20 protein-coding genes and 1 pseudogene are annotated in these 18,381 nt (G+C 33.1%); 3 read left to right on the top strand and 18 right to left on the bottom strand.

The genetic code is table 11. The features are described from left to right. Positions 1 to 9 precede the first annotated feature (9 nt). The 17 genes from SAR11G3_RS02120 to SAR11G3_RS02040 all read right to left on the bottom strand — a co-directional run bounded on the left by SAR11G3_RS02120 (position 10) and on the right by SAR11G3_RS02040 (position 16,458). Positions 10 to 1,371, bottom strand: a complete 1,362-nt coding sequence (locus SAR11G3_RS02120; RefSeq protein WP_013695096.1) for a TRAP transporter large permease — start codon at positions 1,369 to 1,371, stop codon at positions 10 to 12. Continuing rightward, positions 1,361 to 1,945, bottom strand: coding sequence for a TRAP transporter small permease subunit (locus tag SAR11G3_RS02115; protein ID WP_013695095.1), 585 nt, complete (start codon positions 1,943 to 1,945; stop codon positions 1,361 to 1,363). The genes SAR11G3_RS02120 and SAR11G3_RS02115 overlap by 11 nt, the downstream gene beginning before the upstream one ends. Before the next feature lie 78 nt (positions 1,946 to 2,023). Continuing rightward, positions 2,024 to 3,187 carry a TRAP transporter substrate-binding protein gene (locus SAR11G3_RS02110; RefSeq protein ID WP_013695094.1) on the bottom strand — a complete coding sequence of 388 codons (1,164 nt, stop codon included), beginning with the start codon at positions 3,185 to 3,187 and terminating at the stop codon, positions 2,024 to 2,026. Between the two features lie 136 nt (positions 3,188 to 3,323). Then, a complete protein-coding gene (locus SAR11G3_RS02105) occupies positions 3,324 to 4,277 on the bottom strand; it encodes a 2-hydroxyacid dehydrogenase (protein ID WP_013695093.1) in 954 nt (317 codons plus the stop codon). Between the two features lies 1 nt (position 4,278). Next, complete coding sequence (glcF, locus tag SAR11G3_RS02100; RefSeq protein WP_013695092.1) at positions 4,279 to 5,577, bottom strand: glycolate oxidase subunit GlcF; 1,299 nt, start codon at positions 5,575 to 5,577, stop codon at positions 4,279 to 4,281. Further along, positions 5,577 to 6,809 (bottom strand): FAD-binding protein, encoded by a 1,233-nt coding sequence (locus SAR11G3_RS02095; protein WP_013695091.1) that lies wholly within the window; start codon positions 6,807 to 6,809, stop codon positions 5,577 to 5,579. Before SAR11G3_RS02095 ends, glcF begins: the two co-directional genes overlap by 1 nt. After that, positions 6,809 to 8,296, bottom strand: a complete 1,488-nt coding sequence (locus SAR11G3_RS02090; RefSeq protein WP_013695090.1) for an FAD-linked oxidase C-terminal domain-containing protein — start codon at positions 8,294 to 8,296, stop codon at positions 6,809 to 6,811. The genes SAR11G3_RS02095 and SAR11G3_RS02090 overlap by 1 nt, the downstream gene beginning before the upstream one ends. A 63-nt stretch (positions 8,297 to 8,359) precedes the next feature. Continuing rightward, complete coding sequence (locus SAR11G3_RS02085; RefSeq protein WP_013695089.1) at positions 8,360 to 9,520, bottom strand: pyridoxal phosphate-dependent aminotransferase; 1,161 nt, start codon at positions 9,518 to 9,520, stop codon at positions 8,360 to 8,362. Positions 9,521 to 9,525: 5 nt separating this feature from the next. After that, the gene (locus SAR11G3_RS02080) at positions 9,526 to 10,674 is read right to left on the bottom strand and encodes an alpha-hydroxy acid oxidase (protein WP_013695088.1); all 1,149 of its coding nucleotides are present in this window, start codon (positions 10,672 to 10,674) and stop codon (positions 9,526 to 9,528) included. Between the two features lie 6 nt (positions 10,675 to 10,680). Next, the gene (locus SAR11G3_RS02075; protein ID WP_013695087.1) at positions 10,681 to 11,199 is read right to left on the bottom strand and encodes an acyloxyacyl hydrolase; all 519 of its coding nucleotides are present in this window, start codon (positions 11,197 to 11,199) and stop codon (positions 10,681 to 10,683) included. Positions 11,200 to 11,244: 45 nt separating this feature from the next. After that, positions 11,245 to 11,628: a cytochrome c-type biogenesis protein gene (locus SAR11G3_RS02070; protein WP_041862311.1), complete on the bottom strand. Its 384-nt coding sequence runs from the start codon at positions 11,626 to 11,628 to the stop codon at positions 11,245 to 11,247. After that, positions 11,625 to 12,140, bottom strand: coding sequence for a DsbE family thiol:disulfide interchange protein (locus tag SAR11G3_RS02065; protein WP_013695085.1), 516 nt, complete (start codon positions 12,138 to 12,140; stop codon positions 11,625 to 11,627). Before SAR11G3_RS02065 ends, SAR11G3_RS02070 begins: the two co-directional genes overlap by 4 nt. Beyond that, positions 12,124 to 14,028, bottom strand: a complete 1,905-nt coding sequence (locus SAR11G3_RS02060) for a heme lyase CcmF/NrfE family subunit (RefSeq protein WP_013695084.1) — start codon at positions 14,026 to 14,028, stop codon at positions 12,124 to 12,126. Before SAR11G3_RS02060 ends, SAR11G3_RS02065 begins: the two co-directional genes overlap by 17 nt. Continuing rightward, positions 14,018 to 14,467, bottom strand: coding sequence for a cytochrome c maturation protein CcmE (gene ccmE, locus SAR11G3_RS02055; RefSeq protein WP_013695083.1), 450 nt, complete (start codon positions 14,465 to 14,467; stop codon positions 14,018 to 14,020). The genes SAR11G3_RS02060 and ccmE overlap by 11 nt, the downstream gene beginning before the upstream one ends. Further along, positions 14,464 to 15,180 (bottom strand): heme ABC transporter permease CcmC, encoded by a 717-nt coding sequence (gene ccmC / locus SAR11G3_RS02050; protein WP_013695082.1) that lies wholly within the window; start codon positions 15,178 to 15,180, stop codon positions 14,464 to 14,466. The genes ccmE and ccmC overlap by 4 nt, the downstream gene beginning before the upstream one ends. Positions 15,181 to 15,352: 172 nt before the next feature. Further along, the gene (gene hspQ, locus SAR11G3_RS02045; protein ID WP_013695081.1) at positions 15,353 to 15,685 is read right to left on the bottom strand and encodes a heat shock protein HspQ; all 333 of its coding nucleotides are present in this window, start codon (positions 15,683 to 15,685) and stop codon (positions 15,353 to 15,355) included. Between the two features lie 50 nt (positions 15,686 to 15,735). Further along, complete coding sequence (locus tag SAR11G3_RS02040) at positions 15,736 to 16,458, bottom strand: DUF3108 domain-containing protein (RefSeq protein ID WP_013695080.1); 723 nt, start codon at positions 16,456 to 16,458, stop codon at positions 15,736 to 15,738. Between SAR11G3_RS02040 and SAR11G3_RS07865 the strand changes: the two are divergent. From SAR11G3_RS07865 to SAR11G3_RS07860, 3 genes and pseudogenes are all read left to right on the top strand, one after another. Next, a pseudogene (locus SAR11G3_RS07865) lies at positions 16,457 to 16,998 on the top strand (septation protein A). The gene SAR11G3_RS02040 and the pseudogene SAR11G3_RS07865 sit on opposite strands and share 2 nt — an antisense overlap. Positions 16,999 to 17,000: 2 nt before the next feature. Further along, positions 17,001 to 17,339, top strand: a complete 339-nt coding sequence (locus SAR11G3_RS02030) for a DUF2794 domain-containing protein (protein WP_013695078.1) — start codon at positions 17,001 to 17,003, stop codon at positions 17,337 to 17,339. After that, complete coding sequence (locus SAR11G3_RS07860; RefSeq protein ID WP_445082396.1) at positions 17,336 to 17,485, top strand: DUF2256 domain-containing protein; 150 nt, start codon at positions 17,336 to 17,338, stop codon at positions 17,483 to 17,485. The genes SAR11G3_RS02030 and SAR11G3_RS07860 overlap by 4 nt, the downstream gene beginning before the upstream one ends. A 36-nt stretch (positions 17,486 to 17,521) precedes the next feature. Here the strand turns inward: SAR11G3_RS07860 and SAR11G3_RS02025 are convergent, their stop codons facing one another. After that, positions 17,522 to 18,277 (bottom strand): Bax inhibitor-1/YccA family protein, encoded by a 756-nt coding sequence (locus tag SAR11G3_RS02025; RefSeq protein WP_013695076.1) that lies wholly within the window; start codon positions 18,275 to 18,277, stop codon positions 17,522 to 17,524. Positions 18,278 to 18,381 lie beyond the last annotated feature (104 nt).

Genomic DNA, 18,381 nt, shown 5'->3' with positions numbered 1-18,381 from the left:
ATATATTATTTAATTTGGAAATAATGTTTCTGGTAACCACAAAGCTATGCCAGGGAACATGTACATGAGCACCATTGCAAAAATAACAATTCCAAGGAATGGCATAATGCCAGCAAAAATTTCCATTAGCTCAACATTGCTTTTTTGAACACCTTTCAAGTAGTAGGCGGACATGGCCATGGGAGGTGTTAAGAAGGATGTCTGCAAGTTTAAAGCGATTAACATAGCAAAGAAGTAAGGATCCACTCCAAAGACTTCTAACAGTGGTAAAAAGATTGGAACAAAAATAATTAAAATTTCTGTCCATTCTAATGGCCAACCTAAAAGAAAAATAATTATTTGTGTAATAACCAGGAACTGCCAAGGAGCTATGTCTATAGATTTAAAGAAATACTCAAATATTTCATGTCCTCCAAGATAAGAAAATACTGAAGAAAATGTCCATGAACCAATAAACAGCCACATAATCATTGCTGTAGTTTTAGCTGTTAAAAAAACCGATTCTTTAAAACTTTTCCACTTCAATGTTTTGTAAAAATAAGACAACACAAGTGCACCGAATGCTCCAGCTGCTGCAGCTTCTGCAGGGGTCGCAATACCTGCTAATATTGTTCCAAGCACTAACATGATCAAACCAAAGAGGGGTAAAAATGAAACTAGCACTTCTTTTAAAATTTCAGATTGTGGAGGTATGTCCTCTGCTTTAGGCTTGGGAGCGATAGAAGGATCTAACCACCCTCTAGTAATAGCGTAAGTCACATACAAGCCTGCAAGCAACAATCCAGGGAAAATTGCAGCTGCAAATAATCTTAGTGGAGATAGTTGAGCAATAACAGAGTAAACAATTAACATAATGCTAGGTGGTATTAAAATTCCTAAACATCCCCCCGCACAAATTATTCCTGAAGCAAATTTTTTATCGTACCCAGCTTTTATCATTGCTGGCCAAGCAAGTAGACCCATTAAAGTTACAACAGCACCAATAATTCCAGTTGCTGTAGAAAATAAAGTGCAAGTTATTAACGCAGCCACCGCCATGGAAGCTGGCAATTTATGAGCAGCTAGCCTTATTGCAAAAAATAATTTTGCTACAATTCCAGCTCTCTCAACTAAGTATCCCATAAATAAAAATAGAGGTACGGCGGTTAAGACATTATTATCCATAACCGTATAAGTATTCTGAACAAATAAAGAAAAAATCCTATTGTCAAATAGATGCTCCATTAAGGCTGAATCATAATAAGCATAGTATCCAAAGCCAATTCCCATTGCCATTAATGTAAACGCAATCGGAAAACCAAGCAGAACTGTAAATAGGAATATACCCATCATCAAGATGGCCACTTCTGGGTTGGTTAAACTAAACAACATCTTTTACGTTTCCTTCTTCAGCTGCTTTCATTAAAATTTTTTCTGTTTCTTCGGCAACTACCATTCTTGCAGGCCACTGTCCTGTGCGAATACAAATGATACATCTAAATAGTTCACTAAGTCCTTGAATTGTTAATAAAACTCCCGCACATGGTATCATTGCCTTTACCATATAAATTTGAATTTGCGCAGGACTGCTCCAGCTTGTTTCTTTTATTTTCCAAGCTAACGCAGCATATTCATACCCATAAAATGCAAGAGCTATCACTCCTGGAAAAAAGAAAATAAAATAAAGTACGAAATCGATTGAAGCTTGAACTCTATTGGTAAATAATCTGTAAATAACGTCTCCTCGTACATGAGCTTCCTGAGCTAAAGTATAAGCTCCAGACATCATAAGAATTGCTCCATACATCTGCATGCTAAAATCAAAATTCCAAAGTGTGGGAGCGTTAAATACATACGCCATAATCACCTCATACACAGTTCCACCCATTAATATTACTATGCACCATGAAAACGCTTTCCCCATTGAGGTACTCAAAGCATCTGCAAACTTGATGTAATGTTTCATTAATTTTCTAAAAAATATTTTTGTAGTGTATTTAAAAGGGGAGATTGGTATCTCCCCTTTTTAATTTTGTAAAGTTAATTAGATTTTAACTTGTCCGATAGGTCCAAACTCATTTTCATATGCTAACTTGTAGTTCGGCTGATTCATCAGCAAATACTTCATAGTTCTTCGAGCATAGTCTTTTTGAGATTTTACCACTTTTGCAAAGAATGCATCTTTCTTAACAAAATCACCGATTACTTTATCCCAGCCTTTTAATTGTGCAGCTAAGATTTCATCAGATGTTTGGTATACATTAACATTATGCTTGTTCATCAACATAGATAAAGACTCAGAATATCTGCTTAGTGCCTTAAAGTAGTTATCTGAGTTCGCAGCATAAGCAGCGTTTTTTAAGATAGCTTGATGAGCAGGTGAAAGGCTTTTGAGTCTTTTCGTATTACAAGGAATTTCAAACATCTCTTGAGATTGATGAAAACTTCCTAAGTGATAATGTTTAGACACATCTTGCATTCCAAACTGTGAGTCAGATGTTGGATTGTTAAATTCAGCAGCATCAATCAAACCTGTTTTCATTGCTGGTTGAATTTCACCACCTGGTAATTGTCTTACGACCATTCCCATAGCAGTCAAAACGTTAGTCGCTAGACCAACTGTTCTGTATTTCATTCCTTTAACATCAGACACTTTAGTTACATTCTTTTTGAACCAACCAAAAGGTTGTGCTGGCATAGGCATATGAAAGAACCCAGTATAATTGAACCCAACTTTAGCAGTTGCTTCTTCATATAACTTTCTTCCTCCGCCGTACTCCATCCATGCCATTACTTCTTGTGATGACATTCCATATGAAGGACCGGTTCCAAAAAGAGAGGCTGCAGCGTTCTTACCATACCAATATGCAGTCACCCAGTGACCCATATCAACTATGCCTGAACTTACTGCCTGTCCAATTTCTGAAGTTTTAACTACCGCACCAACTGGCTTAAGATCGATCGTCAAGCTTCCGCCAGACATATCTCTCACCATGTTGCAATAATCTTGAGCCATTTCAAAGAATATATTAGCTCCAGATGGCCAAGCTGCCTGCATAGTTAGTTTAACGGATTTTTCTGCAGCACCAGACTTTTTCGTATTATCCTCTGGCTTACAGGCTGCAAGCAATCCTCCAGCAACAACTGCGCTAGTTGCCACTTTAAAAAATTTTCGTCTTGAGTTAGACGAAATAGTTTTTTTTGACATTTTGTTTTCTCCCGTGTTAGTTTTAAGTTAAGAATATTTAATCACTTAAGCTTGCCCGAGTCTTCATAAATAATAATATTTTTTATAAAAAAAACACTAAAGAATGAAATTTTTTTGTTTTTCAACTTAAAGTTGTTTAGTTAACTTGGTCTTTAGGTTTTTTCCCTAAAAAAAAAACTTCTAAATTATCTATAGCTCTATCACCCATATCGATTCTAGTTCTTTTAGTGGAGCTTCCAAGGTGCGGAAGTAGAAAAAGATTATCAAGCTTTAGATACTCTTTGTTTATTCTTGGCTCTCCATTATAAACATCCAAACCAAGAGCAAAAATTTTTCCGCTTTTCATTGCTTGGATCATAGCCCTATCATCGATGATGTCTCCTCTAGCAGCATTCGCAACAACAGCTTTATCTGGCAAAAATTTAATTGTTTCTTCATTAAGTAAATTTGTAGTCTCAGCAGTTGCAGGACAATTAATAGATAAAAATTCACTTTCTACAAAAAGAGACTTGGCATCTTTATGATATATAGCACCCAATTCTAAATCACTGCTTAATTTATTTCTGTTATGATAATGTATTTCCATTCCAAAACCTCTGGCTCTTTGGGCTACTGCTCTTCCAATCCTGCCCATTCCTAAAATTCCTAATTTTTTGTTCGACATTTGTTTACCCATTAAAAAATTAGTAGACCAGTTCCAACTTTGTGCTTCCGCGTGCTTTCTTCCTTCATAAGCTCTTCTAGAAGCTCCAAGTAAAAGTAAAATAGATATGTCTGCAGTAGCGTCTGTTAAAACTTCTGGCGTATTGGTTACTGCTATTCCTCGTTCCTCTGCAGCATCAACATCTACATTGTTATATCCTACTGCATAATTTGCTATTATTTTAACACTAGACGAAAGTTTGCTTATAATTTCTTTATCGAATTTATTTCCGCCAACACACAAAATTCCATCACAGTCTTTAGATAAAGAAATTACTTCTTCTGGTGATAAAACTTTATCTTCTTTGTTTAGTGTTGCATTAAATAAATCTAAAACTCTTTTTTCATTTTCTGGTAATAAATTTCTGGTCACTAATATTTTTTTCATTTTATTCCGTGTTTATTTGCTTTGGTTTGATGCCACCCGTAAACCAATCTAATAATTCTATAGTATGCACTATTGGTATGGATGAGCCTGTTGCAATTTGTGTAATACAGCCAATATTTCCTGCTGAAATAAAATCTGGTTTAATTTTATCAATATTTTCTACTTTTCTCTTCAGAAGCTCACTTGCCATTTTTTCTTGTAACAAATTATAAGTTCCAGCAGAACCGCAGCATAAATGTCCGTCGGGTATCTCCAAAATAGTATTCCCTGATTTTTTTAATAAATCTATTGGTTGTTGGTGAACATTTTGACCATGCTGCATGGAACAAGCGGAATGATAAGCAATTTTATATTGTTTTTTATTTTCAATAAAATTAAGTTTTATATTTTTTCCTAAGTATTCCGTAACATCTTTTGCCAATTCCGAAACTTGCTTGGCTTTTTTTCTAAGATTTGTATCTAGATGGTTTTTAAAAATAAAGCCATAGTCTTTTAAAGTTGTCCCACACCCTGATGTATTAACAATAATTGCATCTATAGGGTTTTTTTCAGAAATTTTTGTCCAAGCATTAATGTTTTGAATAAAAGAATTGTGAGCTAATTTTTCTTTTCCCAAATGATGATTTAATGAACCGCAGCAGCTCACCTCTTGGGACACATGAACCTCTACACCATGTCTGTTTAAAATATTTATAGTAGAATCGTTGATTTGTGGTGATATTACCTTTTGAACACATCCAGTTAATAAAATTACTCTAGCAACTGTCTTGCCTTCAGGTTTAAAAATATTTTTTGCTTTATGTTGTGCCTTTGGAAAATTAGTTGGCATCAATGCAACCATATTTTTAATTTTTCCTGGCATAAAAAATGAGAGTGGCTTTGTAATTTTAGTTAACCAACCAAGCAAAAGAAATATATTGGGTCTAGGAAGAACATAGGAGAGCATGTTCCTTAAGAATCTATCTAAAAAAGGCCTTTTGTAATTTCTTTCAATGTGATTTCTTCCATGATCTATAATGTGCATATAATTTACACCGGAGGGACAAGTGGTCATACATGCATAACAAGATAAGCAACGGTCTATGTGTTTTACTACTTTTTCAGTAGGAGCCTTGTTGTTTTCAATCATATCTTTGATTAAATAAATTCGACCTCTTGGACCATCCAATTCATCTCCCAATACTTGAAATGTCGGGCAGGTTGCGTTGCACATTCCGCAGTGAACGCATTTTCTTAAGATATCTTCCGTATTTTTTATTTCGGGATCTTCTTGCTGTTTTTTTGTGAAATTAGTTTGCATTAAATACCTGCATAAATTTTCCCTGGGTTTAAAATACTTTTTGGATCGAAACTAGTTTTAACTCTAGATGCTAAAATTTTGATATTTTCATCAGAGCTAGAAAGAAAAAATCCAGTGGTTCTAAATGTATTGTCGGCTTTCATAATCGTAATATGTGCACTCTTTTCTTTGCAAAATTTTTTCATTTTTTCTAATATCAGATAAGAAGGATCTTCATTACCAATCTCTAAGAAAATTAATCCACCCGCCCACTCTACAAAATATTTATTATTAATATCCATCATTTCATCTTCGCAAAATTGACTGATAAAACCAGTAGTTTCGGTTGGTGGAAGAGAGATTTTGGCTACTATCTTTTGTGAATTGTTAAAGCATTCAAGGTTTGCGCTAATCTTCCAGAATAAATCTGACTGATAAATTTCTAAAATTGTTTTTTCTTTTGTGTCTTTGAACATTTTATTTAAACTTTCAATTCTTTCTTGTACTGAGTTTTTTGGACCCTCAATTCTCAAAGCAGTGATTGTTTTTGAGTTGTCTAAATCATTTAAACGGAGAAAATCAATATTCTTTTTTGGGTAATAGCATGCTCCTGAAATCTCTAAAGAAGTTTTCATGACTTTAGAAAAAACTTCCGAAGCTTCTTTTGGTGTCAAACCATACATCACAAAAGTTTCAGAAAATTCTGGCTTGGGCACCACCTTAAGAGTTAGCTCAGTCAGAACTGATAATGTTCCATAAGACCCAGCTAATAATTTGCTAAGATCATATCCAGTAACATTTTTAACTACTGTTCCCCCCGATTTAATACATTCTCCCTTTCCATTAACTGCGGTAAATCCTAATAAGTGATCTCTTAAAGATCCAGACTTAAACCTCCTTGGTCCTGATAGATTGCAAGACACTATCCCACCTATGGATCCATAATTTGGTTTTCCATTGTACAAATATCCAAGATCTACCGGTTCAAAACCTAATATTTGATTTTTTGATTTTAAAACTTCTAGAATATCAATTAAAGGCGTTCCGGCTTTCACTTTAATATAAAGTTCTTCTGGCTGGTATTCTATAATTCCACTATTTTTTCTTAGGTCTAATGTTTGTGAACATTGAACACTTCTGCCTATGGGCTTGGAATTTAAAGTTGTAATTTCTATGGGTCTATTCGATTCATAACAATCATAAATAAACTGAGAAATTTCCTCTTGATTATTTGGACAATAAATACCAGGCATTAAAAGCTGGGAAGGTCTGGGAATCTTGTTTTTCCTTTATGAACATGAACTCTTCCTTCCTCTGCACATCTATGTAAGATTGGGAAAACTTTACCAGGATTTAAAAGGCCTTTCTCATCAAAAGCTTTCTTTAAATTGAGCTGTTGTTGAATATCATCATTATTAAACATCTCACACATAAGCTCTCTTTTTTCAATTCCTACGCCATGCTCTCCAGTAAGAACACCGCCAACTTTAACGCAATATTTTAAAATATCAGCTCCAAACGACTCTGCTTTCTTTAATTCTTTTTTATTATTTGAATCAAACATAATTAGAGGATGTAAATTACCATCTCCTGCATGAAAGCAATTCGCGACAGCTAATTCGTATTTTTTAGACAAACGAGTTATTTCGTTTAATACAATACCTAATTTTTTTCTTGGTATAGAACCATCCATGCATATGTAATCTGGTGAAATAGCACCCAAAGCAGTAAAGGCAGCCTTTCTTCCCTTCCAAAAACGCAAACGTTCCTCATCGCTTTCGCTTGCACGGTTGTAGGAAGCTTTGTTTTTGTTTGCAATTTCCAAAACTCTTTCTATTAACGTATTCACCTCAGATTCTGTTCCATCCAATTCCACTATTAACAATATTTCTACGTCTCTTGGGTATCCTGCTTTAGCAAAATTATCTGTAGCAATGATTAATGGTTTGTCCATAATTTCCATTCCTGCAGGAATAATACCAGCGCTAATGATGTCTGCTACGCAGTTGCCAGCGTCATCATTAGTGTCAAAGCCAATTAGAACAGCACGAACTGATTGTGGTTTTTTTAAAATCTTAACTGTAATCTCCGTAATAACACCTAACAATCCTTCTGAACCAGTAACAATTCCTAACAAATCGTAACCTTCTGCATCCAAATTTTTTCCTCCTAAGCGTATAATGGTTCCATCTATTAAAACCATTTCTACCCCTAGAACATTGTTGGTGGTAACTCCGTACTTTAGGCTATGAACGCCTCCGGCATTAGTCGATATATTTCCTCCTATAGAACAAGCCATCTGACTAGATGGATCTGGAGCATAGTAAAAACCTTCATGCTGAACGGCCCCTGTAATTGATAAGTTCGTTACCCCTGGCTGGGTAACTACGCACCTATTTTCAAAATCAATCTCTAAAATTTTATTAAATTTTCCCAAAACCACTAATACCGAATCTTCTAATGGCAATGCTGCTCCAGAAAGGCCCGTTCCGGCACCTCTAGGGACTACTTTTACATTATTATGAAAACAATATTTTAAAATCTGGCTCACTTCTTTTGTATTCTCTGGCAACACTACCGCAATTGGTTTTTGACGATGAATACTTAAGCCGTCAGTTTCATAAACTGACTTTTCTTCTTCTTCCGAAAGCACGTGTTTGGAAATTTTTTTAAGACCATTAATAATGCTACTTGATTTCAATAAAATAGCGTCGTCAGGCTTTGGCATAACTAAAGACATTTCACAAAACTATAATAAATTTTACACTTTTTACAGATAATTCCGTGCAAATTGTGAAGAAAATTATAAAATTTTTTTTATTTTTTCTAGCGCTTTTTCAATGTTTTCGTAAGAATTTGCAAAGCTAAATCTTACAAAATCATTGGCTGATTTTCCAAAACTAGTACCTGGAACAATTGCCACACCAGCTTCATAGAGGCATTTATCAGCAAACTGAGCTCCTGTTAGGCCTGTTTTGCTGATGTTGGGGAAGACATAAAATGCCCCTCCTGGATTGTTGCACCTAATTCCATCAATAGAATTCAATCCCTCTACGATTAGCTTTCTTCTTTTATTAAATTTATTCATCATGTCTTCAAGAAAATCATGTGGGCCATCTAAAGCTGCTATAGCAGCAACTTGGTTTGCTGCAGAAACACAGGAATAACTGTTAATTGCCATTCGTGTTGCGTGTTCAATTAATTGTTCAGGCCAAACACTCCAACCAAGTCTCCATCCGGTCATGGCATATGTTTTGCTCCAACCATCCAATACGATTAACCTGTCATATAATTTTGGATAATAAAAGAAAGATGGCATTTGGTTTCCATCATAAATTTGTCTACTATAAATTTCATCGCTCATGATAGCCACATGAGGATATTGCTCCAATCCTTTGGCCAGTTCATCAATTTGCTCTTTCGGAATTAATCCTCCTGTCGGGTTTTGAGGATTATTTAGAATTAATAACCTCGTCTTATCATTAATTAAGGACAAGACTTCTTTGGCATTAAAAGAAAAATTGTTTTTATCTGATAAATACATAGGAACTGCCCTGGCTCCAGAATAATTAATCATAGATTCATAAATAGGAAATCCAGGTTCTGGATAAACAATTTCTCCACCAGGCTCTCCAAAAAGCATCGTGGCAAAGTATATGGTTGGTTTTCCGCCAGGTGTAATTAGTATTCTGGATGGGTCAATGCTGGCTGAATACATTTTTTTAATATGCACAGACACACTTTGTCTTAACTCTAGAGTTCCATTGGCAGCTGTATAGCCATGGTGCCCATCTTCTAAAGCTTTTTTTCCTGCTTCCACAATATGCTGTGGAGTTCTAAAATCAGGTTGGCCAATTCCAAGATTTATTATTTCTTGTCCCTCCGATTCCAACTTTTTAGCTTTAGCTAAAACTTCAAAAGCCGACTCTGTTCCTAATCTAGAAAAACTTTGAGCAATTTTCATATCGTTTACCTAAACAAAACTTTATTTTTAGTTAATTCTTTTACCGATCTACAGCCCATCAGGGTCATTCCTCTTTGGATCTCATCTCTTAATTTACCAACTACTTGCTCTACTCCAACTTGTCCTCCAGCACTAAGTCCATATAAATATGCTTTTCCTATAGAACAAGCTTTGGCTCCTAAAGCTAAAGCTTTTAATACGTGTGTTCCTCTTTGAACTCCTCCGTCTAATATAACTTCCACTTTATCTCCTACTGCATCTACTATAGTTTGCAGCTGATCAAAGGGGGCTCTAGAGCCATCTAATTGTCTTCCTCCATGATTAGAAATCATAATGGCAGAAGCTCCAATATCAATTGCTTTTTTTGCATCCTCTACAGACATAATCCCCTTTAAAGCAAAGGGGCCATTCCATTTTTTAATAGCATATTCAGCATGCTTCCAGTTCATAGTAGTATCAAACTGTTGATTGATATAATCCATAATAGACATTTCAATGTTAGTTCCTTTGTTCGTCATGTGAGCTATATTTGCTAAAGAAAACTTTTTTCCTAATAAATATTTAAGACTCCATTCTGGATGCATTGCAAAACTTAAGAGACTAGATAATGTTAAAGATGGTGGAGTAGTAAAACCAGTTCTATGGTCTCTTTCTCTATTTCCTGCAACAATCGTATCTACCGTTAAACACATTGCTTTAAATCCTGATGACTTACATCTTTCAATTAAATTGTCTGTTAAACCTTGATCTTTATGAATATACAATTGAAACATTTTGGGACCATCAGATGCTTTAGAAACATCTTCGATACTTGTAGTTGCCATCGTAGATAAACTAAAAAAAGTTCCTAATTTTTCAGCAGCTTTGGCCGTCGCTGCCTCTCCATCATGATGGTACATTTGATGCATTGCCGTTGGTGAAAAAAAGAGAGGAAATTTTATTTTTTGTCCCAATACTTTTGTAGACAAATCTATATTACTGACATCTGTCAATACAGAGGGTATCAGATCACAATTTTCAAAAGCTTCTGTATTTCTCTTTAAAGTAACCTCATCGTCAGCTCCGCCATCTATATAATGAAATATGGGAGAAGGAAGTTTTTGTTTTGCAAGTTTTCGAAAGTCAATGACATTGTGACAGTCACTGAGTTTCATAGAAACTTAAAACTCTTTTGAAAAATTAAAATGATAGTTATTTACGCCTGGGTTGTGTTCAGCCAAATCACCATTAGAAATATGGCTAAGACCCAAAGATAATACTCCCAAAGAGCCAATATCAAACCCTATATCAATCTGAGATTTAAAATTTAGAATTTGTCCCAGATTCTTGGATCTCCCTTTTTTTGTTCCTTCTTCCTGACGTTTATCAGACCCATACGAATAAATCCCAGGTGAAAAGGATGGAGTAACAATCAATCTTCCAATTTTATAATCTATTTTAGCTCCTGCATATACCATTCCGGCATAATATTCTGTCATAAATGCACCTAACAATGGCTCTACTTTTCCAACTGGTGTTTCATAAGAGCGATCAAAGTTATAATTAAAGCCCAATGAAATTGCCTGCTGATCTTCGTGTTCAACATCAAATTGAAATAATGAAGTTTTCAGCTCACCTGCATGAGCCTTTGCTCCACTGATCAAAATCAAAAGAATAAAAAATTTAAAAATGTACTTCATTATTAGCTATCTACTATTAAATTTTAGAAAAAAAAAGTGAATTTTCTACAATTTTTGGTTTTGGTGCTTTTTATCAAGAAATACGTATTTTTGATAAATCAAAAGTCCCCCCACAAAAAGAAAAAGAAAGGGTAATGCCCACAATAGCAGGGTATTTATTTTTAAAGGAGGGTTAAAAAGAATCCAGTCTCCATAACGCTCTATTAAATATTTATAAATTTCCTTATCTGATTGTTTGTTGGTTATTTTTTTCTTAATTACTTTCTTTAAATCAACAGCAAAGTCAGAATTTGAATCATTGAGTGACTGACCCTGGCAGACTAGGCACCTTATATTTTTATAAATATTTATTTCTCTTTCATCAGATGCCATTGCAATTTGGGCTGGAATGAAAAAAACAAATAATATAATTAAAAATATATTTCTCACTTTATCATTTCACTTATTCTTAGGTAAATTTTTTTATTAAGAGGACCCACATGCTTAAAAACAATTAAACCTTGAGAGTTAACAACATATGTTTCTGGAATACCATAAGCTCCTATTTCTATAGAAACACTACCATCTTTATCAGATCCAGTAAAATAAAATGGATTACCCAATTTATTTAGGAAGGAGGTAGCATTTGTCTTTTTATCTTTATAATTAATTCCATAAATTTTTATTTTATTTTTTAGCTTCATTAGTATTGGATGTTCTTCCCTACAAGGTACACACCAAGAAGACCAAATATTAATTAAATAATATTTATCTTTATTAATAATGGGCATTACCTGCTTGAGGTTGGAGTTGGTAAAGGAAGTAAGCTCTATTGTTGGTAACACCTTGTTCAACATTACATTGGGATTATTTTTATTATTGGCTTTTAAAGAATGGTAAAAAATTACAAAAAAAATAACGATGATAGATACAAAAAGAGAAATTTTAAATTGTTTTTTCATTTCCCCTCCTAACAAAACTCATAATTCCCCCAATAGTAATTAAGGCGAATGAAACCCATATTAACCTGACAAAATAGTTATAATAAAACCTCACTCCTATTCCTGCATTTGGGTCCCCAGCATAATCCATGGCAATATAAACATCGCTAAGACCATCGCTTTGAATACTTGTCTCTGAGGTAAATTGCTGAGGCTGTTTATACTTCCTTATACTAGGTTTAAGGATAAAAGTTTTATTGTCTTTTATTATCTCATAACTTCCAAATAACTCTTCAAAATTTTTTTCCTTGTTAGATTCTAATTTTAAAAAATTAATTTTAACTCCTTGTTTAAAAAAAGATTCTCCTAGATCTATTTTAGTAGTTATTTCCTTAGAAAAAAAATGATTGAGTGTGATTGCCAGTATTAACAATCCAAATCCTAAATGAGAAAATAACCTTGAAAAATTTTGTTTAATAAAAGAATTTTTTTTATACATAATTATCTCGTAAAAAACTGATGTGATCAAATACACAGAGCACAAAACCCCTAATAAAAAAATAAAATTAGACTTACTTAAATAGAAGCTGATTAAGATTGTTAAAAAAATAGAAACTAGAAAAAATAAAAATATTTTTTGTTTCGTTGGAATTAGTGAGTTACCATTCCATTTCATCAAGGGCCCTATGGCCATTAGAATAAGAAAAACAAAGATGAAAGGTGCTAAAATTGTATTATAGTACTGCGGCCCAACAGAAATGGTTTCTCCCGTAAAAACTGATAACAATATTGGGTATGTGGTGCCAACTATTACTACAGTTAGAATAAAAATTAAAAAATAGTTATTTAGTAAAATAGAAAAATCTCGACTGAATAAAACAAAACTATTATTACTTGCTGATTCTTTTGGGAATTTTAAAATATAAACTATTAAAGATCCTAGGGTAATAGCGGAAATAATTAGAAGTATATAAACTCCTCTTTCCGGATCGTTAGCAAATGCATGTACAGAGTTCAAAACTCCCGATCTCACCAAGAAAGTTCCAAATAAACTTAGCAAGAAAGTAAGTATGGTTAAAATTGCTGTCCAGGCAAAAAGTTTTTTCAATTTTTCCATAACCACAATCGAATGAATTAAAGCTGTAGACGCAATCCATGGCATTAAAGAAGCATTTTCAACAGGATCCCAAAACCAGTAACCTCCCCAACCTAGCTCGTAGTAAGCCCAAAAGGACCCAAGTGCTATTCCAAAAGAAAGAAATGACCAAGGTAACATGATCCATTTTTTAGCAATAGAGGCCCAACCGGAATTGTACTGTTTCAAAATAAGAGCTGCTAATAACAAACTAAAAACCAAAGAGAATCCCACATACCCCAAGTATAAAAAAGGGGGGTGTATCGCTAATAGAGGATCTTGCAGAATAGGATTTAATCCGAGCCCCTGGGCCGGGATAGGAAATATTTTATTATAAGGATTGGATGTAAAAATTAAAAAAGATAAAAAAATTAGCTGAATAATGCTTTGGAAAAAAATAGTGCAAGCTCTCAAGGGGTCATTAATATTTTTACTATTTAACAAAAATAAAACTCCATACAGGGAAATGACAAGAATAAATAAAAGCATACTACCTTCGTGGTTTCCCCAAGCAGCAGATATTTTATAGAACAAGGGTTTATCTGTATGAGAGTTTTCATAAACAGAAATTATTGAAAAATCTGAAATAGTAAAACAAACTATTAAAACCAAAAATGAAAATAGAATTAAATAAAAACTAACTTTATAAAATAAAAAAAATTGAAAATAAATTGATGATTTTTGAATGATATTGTTTTTAATATAAAGAAATAGCGTAGAACAAGTGGTTAAAAAAGATACAATTAGCAGTACAGCACCCAAATTACTGATCATATTTTTTATTCCAATTTCCACTTTTCTTTAGAGCCTCAGCTACTTCTGGTGGCATATAATTCTCATCATGTTTTGCTAAAATAGTTTTACCTAATAAAAATTTTTTATCTTTCAAGGTTCCTTCCACGACCACTCCTTTTTCTTCTTGAAATAAGTTTGGCAATATCCCTTTGTATTCAACGTAAATATCATTCTTTAGGTCAGTTACTACAAAAGCATAGATAGCTTCGTTTTTCTTTTCTTGAACTGAGCCCTTCTTAACTAGACCCCCAACTCTAATGAGCCCTTTAGGATTTTCAACGCTTAGAGACAAATCCGTTGGTGAGAAAAAATATATAGTATTTTTTTGCAAAGAATTAAAAATAAACTTTACTAATAGCAAAACCACTACTACAGATACCAAAAAATAAGCTAATCTTTTTTTTCTGGATGGATTCATTTTTTTAAAATTTTATTTAGTTTGTTTTCTTGTAGCTGCAAAACTTCAGTTTTGTATCGTATGAAAAAAATAAATAGTGCAAATAAAGAAAATCCTAAAAACATAATTAGTAAAGGCATGAGCATGGATGGGTGTATAGCTGGAGACTCGGTAAGTTTGATACTAGCCGGTTGATGCAAAGTATTCCACCATTCAACAGAAAATTTAATAATTGGAAGATTGGCTAGGCCCATAATAGCTAAAATAGAAGAATATTTTTCAGCTACAAAAAAGTTACTAATGAATTTCCAAGATAGAATATAAAAAATATAAAAAAAAACCAAAACAAGCATGGAAGTTAATCTTGCATCCCACGTCCAGAAAGTCCCCCAGGTAGGTTGTCCCCACAACGAACCTGTAAAAATAGAGATTAATGAAAAAGTGAAGCCAATAGGCGCTAAACTTTTAGCATAAATAGTAAAAACTCTAATTTTAAATACTAAAGTTATAATTGAGCTTATACCCATTGCAGCAAAAATCATGAGCGCAAGCCAAGATGCCGGAACATGCACATACATAATGCGAACGGTGTCTCCTTGCAAATAATCCTTGGGCGAAACAATCAATGATAAAATTAATCCAAATATTATTAAGGAAAGAAAAGTAATTTTTAACCAATAAAAAAAATTGTCATTCAATTGAAATATTTTTTTTAATTGAAATAAACTGAACATGCTGAGATGTTATATATAAAAATAATGAGAAAAAATGTGACAAAGTTTGTCTGGTTTGGAGAAGGGAGATATGAAAATAAAACTCCAAACCAGACACTTACGATTCATATATTTGGTTAATTTGTCTTATAATTGTACTAATCTTGTTGAATTTGAGGCAAGTAACGTAGGTTTAGTTTACCGGTCTAAGATAAAGACCATCTTTGGTCTTTCCTTTAAATATTTCATTTAATAAAGGATGCCCAATTGGATCGCTTCTGTCATCAAGAACTAAATTTTGTTCAGAAACATACGCTTCATAGGTAATTTCATCATTCTCAGCTAAAAGGTGATAAAAGGGCTGGTCTTTTCTTGGTCTCGCATCTTTTGGTATGGATTGGTACCATTCGTCTGAATTGTTAAATTGAAAATCCACATCGTAAATTACACCCCTAAACTCAAACAGGCGGTGTCTGACAACTTCACCGATGGAAAACTTTGCTTTTTTAAGTTGTTTAGGTTGCATTGTTACTCTGAAGATAGTGATGATCCAAAATTAATCAAGCGTTAAATAAATTATTTCAAAAACATTTTAAGTGAAATTTTTGATTTCGTCCTCAAAAAGTAAGGCAAATATATCGTGTCTTGCTTTCCGTAAAAAATATCCACATAAGACTTGTTAAATTTTTTTTCGTCTTTTGCCTTGTGGCCTGCAACTGTTTGATATTGCAGTTTGCATTTTCTTAATGGTTTTTTGAAAGTAATTTTTGAAGACTTAACAATATGCTCTTTATTGCTCTGCTCCGATAAAATTAGATAAAAAACATCGGATCCATCAAAAACTTTCGTTATTTGGTTGCAATTTAATTTATTTTTTTGATTAAACAAAAGTTGATTTATAGCGGTAAGAGGATCAACAATATTTTGTAAGTGATGGGCCTCAATTGGAATAGTATTTCTTTGTTTTTTTCTAGCAGGTTGGGAGATGTTCTTGATAACTTTTCTATCTTTAAAAACAATAGTGGTTGATCTTGCCTTCTTTTTCTTTTGATATTGAAACTGATAGGAAGTTTGTTTAGCATGGGCTTTAGATGAACCATTTCCTTTAAAAGAAACAAACAAATTTAAAAGACCCTTGCTTTTAATTTTTGTTGCTAATTCCCGATGAGGACTGTTGGAGAACTGGATTTCCATAAATTTTAAGTTCAGGCCATAAATTTCATAAAAAAAATCTTTTGCATGCAAATTTTGTGTTACAAAACTAAATAATATAAATATAAAAATAAATAATTTTTTCATGAATAAGTCGTTAATTAAATTTATTACAGATTTTGGGCCATTACTAATTTTTTTTATATTTTATAAAAAATATGGAATGCAAGAAGCTATCTTGCCCTTAATAATTGCAACTACTATAGCTATATCTTTCATTTATTTAACTGAGAAAAAGGTTCCTACTATGCCTTTGATAAGCGGTATTTTACTTGCTGGATTTGGTGGACTTACTTTATATTTTAATGACAAAACTTTTTTTTACATGAAGCCAACCATTATCAACTTGATGTTTGCCGTCGCTTTATTATATGGAAAGCTCATATTAAAGACCTCTCTTCTAAAAAAAGTTCTTGGCGAAAGCTTAAAGTTAACAGACACTGGATGGAATATTCTCACAGACAGATGGATTTATTTTTTATTTTTATTGCTATACTTAATGAGCTGGTGTGGCGAACTCAATCTGAGGACTTCTGGGTTCAGTTTAAAGTTTTTGGAATGATACCTATTACCATAGTCTACACTTTCTTTCAGATTTCGGTCATCGAAAAGTATAAAATAGAATAATAATGTTTCGTTATAAGGTTATTCATAATCAAAAATTCGAAGAAGAAAAATTTTTTAATAAAAAAGAACTTGGAGAAATACTAAATTTATATGGTTCCATGGTGTCTGTCGGTGAATGGAAAGATTATGCTATTTTTATTAATAAAAATATTGTTGGTTTTAATATTTATCGAAAAGCAACGGAAAACCCGCTTTATCAGATCATAAAGAACTTAAGTGCCAAAAGCAGAAATCAAAAATATTCTATAAGAGACCAGGCAGGATCTATATTAAAAAATTCAAACCAATTAAAAAGTATTTTGGAAGTTATTAGCAAAAAAAAATTAAAACTAGTTAAGTGATACATCGCAAAGCTCATTTGCCAAAAAAAAACTGTGTAAATTGTGGACTATCCTTTGCTTGGAGAAAAAAATGGGAGCGATGCTGGAACGAAGTTAAATACTGCTCTAAAAAATGTGCTGGATCAAAAAAAGCTCCCAAGATTTAACCTGGAAGCTTTTTTATTTAATTAATTAATGCTGAACTATCTTCTTTGACCAAAAAGTCTAAGCAGCATAATAAATAGGTTAATAAAGTCTAAGTATAACGTTAGAGCACCCATGATGGCTTTTTTGCTCATTACTTCGTTTCCATCACTAGCAAGATACATGTTCTTAATTTTTTGAGTATCGTAAGCAGTTAAGCCTACAAAAATTAAAACTCCTAAAATTGAAATTACAAAATGCATAGCACTAGACTTTAAAAATATATTAACAATAGATGCTATAATTATACCAAATAGACCCATCATTAAGAAAGATCCCAAACCTGTTAAATCTTTTTTAGTTGTATATCCATAGAGACTCATTGCTCCAAAAGTTCCAGCTGTAATAAAAAAAACTCTTGCAATACTAGTTCCTGTGTATTGAACAAAAATAGATGATAATGAAGCACCCATTAAAGCTGCAAAAATCCAAAAAACAGTCTGTGCTCTAGAGGCACTCATGTTTTTAATTCCAAAACTCATGTACATAACAATTCCGAGAGGAGCTAACGCCACCACCCACATCAAAGCCGAGTTATACATCGCATTTCCCAAACCCGTTAAGCCAACAATATTACCTGAACCGTCTGTAACGACTGCAAGTTTAAAAAATATCATAGCAATAACACCCGTTAAAAGAACTCCCGAACCCATAAAATTGTAAACAGATAACATGTAGGTTCTTAAGCCTTCGTTTACTGATTCAGATCTAGTAGTTGTGGACTTAATTGCATTAATTCGATCGTTTAAATTCATTTTTCTCCTTTGTTATTAATTCTACAAATTAATTAATAGTTAATATGACTATAAAATTTGTCAATTTCAAGACCTTTAGATAAAGAAATTAATTAACTATAGCT

The organism is Candidatus Pelagibacter sp. IMCC9063 (assembly GCF_000195085.1).
In the GTDB taxonomy this organism is placed as follows: domain Bacteria; phylum Pseudomonadota; class Alphaproteobacteria; order Pelagibacterales; family Pelagibacteraceae; genus IMCC9063.
This window is presented reverse-complemented; position numbering and strand designations above follow the sequence as displayed.

Coding starts and splice junctions, on each gene's coding strand:
- SAR11G3_RS02120 (WP_013695096.1), bottom strand. CDS start 1,371: ATGTTGTTTAGTTTAACCAACCCAGAAGTGGCCATCTTGATGATGGGT.
- SAR11G3_RS02115 (WP_013695095.1), bottom strand. CDS start 1,945: ATGAAACATTACATCAAGTTTGCAGATGCTTTGAGTACCTCAATGGGG.
- SAR11G3_RS02110 (WP_013695094.1), bottom strand. CDS start 3,187: ATGTCAAAAAAAACTATTTCGTCTAACTCAAGACGAAAATTTTTTAAA.
- SAR11G3_RS02105 (WP_013695093.1), bottom strand. CDS start 4,277: ATGAAAAAAATATTAGTGACCAGAAATTTATTACCAGAAAATGAAAAA.
- glcF (WP_013695092.1), bottom strand. CDS start 5,577: ATGCAAACTAATTTCACAAAAAAACAGCAAGAAGATCCCGAAATAAAA.
- SAR11G3_RS02095 (WP_013695091.1), bottom strand. CDS start 6,809: ATGCCTGGTATTTATTGTCCAAATAATCAAGAGGAAATTTCTCAGTTT.
- SAR11G3_RS02090 (WP_013695090.1), bottom strand. CDS start 8,296: ATGTCTTTAGTTATGCCAAAGCCTGACGACGCTATTTTATTGAAATCA.
- SAR11G3_RS02085 (WP_013695089.1), bottom strand. CDS start 9,520: ATGAAAATTGCTCAAAGTTTTTCTAGATTAGGAACAGAGTCGGCTTTT.
- SAR11G3_RS02080 (WP_013695088.1), bottom strand. CDS start 10,674: ATGAAACTCAGTGACTGTCACAATGTCATTGACTTTCGAAAACTTGCA.
- SAR11G3_RS02075 (WP_013695087.1), bottom strand. CDS start 11,199: ATGAAGTACATTTTTAAATTTTTTATTCTTTTGATTTTGATCAGTGGA.
- SAR11G3_RS02065 (WP_013695085.1), bottom strand. CDS start 12,140: ATGAAAAAACAATTTAAAATTTCTCTTTTTGTATCTATCATCGTTATT.
- SAR11G3_RS02060 (WP_013695084.1), bottom strand. CDS start 14,028: ATGATCAGTAATTTGGGTGCTGTACTGCTAATTGTATCTTTTTTAACC.
- ccmE (WP_013695083.1), bottom strand. CDS start 14,467: ATGAATCCATCCAGAAAAAAAAGATTAGCTTATTTTTTGGTATCTGTA.
- ccmC (WP_013695082.1), bottom strand. CDS start 15,180: ATGTTCAGTTTATTTCAATTAAAAAAAATATTTCAATTGAATGACAAT.
- hspQ (WP_013695081.1), bottom strand. CDS start 15,685: ATGCAACCTAAACAACTTAAAAAAGCAAAGTTTTCCATCGGTGAAGTT.
- SAR11G3_RS02040 (WP_013695080.1), bottom strand. CDS start 16,458: ATGAAAAAATTATTTATTTTTATATTTATATTATTTAGTTTTGTAACA.
- SAR11G3_RS02030 (WP_013695078.1), top strand. CDS start 17,001: ATGTTTCGTTATAAGGTTATTCATAATCAAAAATTCGAAGAAGAAAAA.
- SAR11G3_RS02025 (WP_013695076.1), bottom strand. CDS start 18,277: ATGAATTTAAACGATCGAATTAATGCAATTAAGTCCACAACTACTAGA.